General features: G+C 60.7%; 1 protein-coding gene. It reads right to left on the bottom strand.

The features are described from left to right. Window positions 1–713, bottom strand: a 713-nt coding sequence (locus ACYC56_RS15180; protein WP_461375011.1) for a hypothetical protein, incomplete at its 3' end; no start/stop codon positions are given. Window positions 714–732 lie beyond the last annotated feature (19 nt).

The raw sequence follows: 732 nt of genomic DNA, 5'->3' as shown, positions 1-732 counted from the left end.
ACTTCGATTTGAGCACGTTGTTCCAGCAATCCCTGCCAAAACGACTCGCAGCGACTGAGCCAGAGGTCGGCCGCTTCCCGCTCAATGCGTGTCGCCGATTCGACCGGTTCAAAAGTGTACTGGGCGACTGCTTCCGCCGATTCTCCCGGCTTCAGCTCCCAGGACCAGGCATAAGACGGCAGCGGCTCGGGCACACCGGCCTGCGGCGCCTGAGGCTGTGCCGCGGCTGGCGTCGGTGTTTCGTTGATGTCAACGCAGGCCGTCGTCGTCGCGGCACCCACGTTCGTGGCCCGCACACGAATCCAATCGAGGAAATTCTCGCCTGCACTGGGCCAGTCAAACGCCTGTTGCCAATCGCGGACGTCGGGGAGTGGAGTCGCCCAGAACGTGAACTCGTACGCCACACCGTCTCGTTCCGCACGAACGATGACAATCGGCATCCAGTCGTGCAGCAGCCGCTTGGGGTGTTCGCGAGTCAAGGGCGTCTGATCGCTGCCAAGGCGGATCTGAATCGTACGGTCGCCCGCCAACATCAAGCGGTTTTCGGGGGTAATGCGACTCCCGCGCAGATAGTCTTTCAACCCGATCACGTTCCAGTTGTTCGTGAAATAGTCAAACGCTTCCGCGCCAACTTGAGCGTTTGCTCCGGTGGGATCGTCAGCACGAGCTGGCCCGACAAATAACGCTGCACACCCACCGCACAACGTGCTCAACAGAATCGCAGTCCGAAAT

This window comes from Candidatus Aquicultor sp. (genome assembly GCF_054640775.1).
Note: the sequence above shows the minus strand (reverse complement) of the source record. Positions and strands in the feature narration are given on the sequence as shown.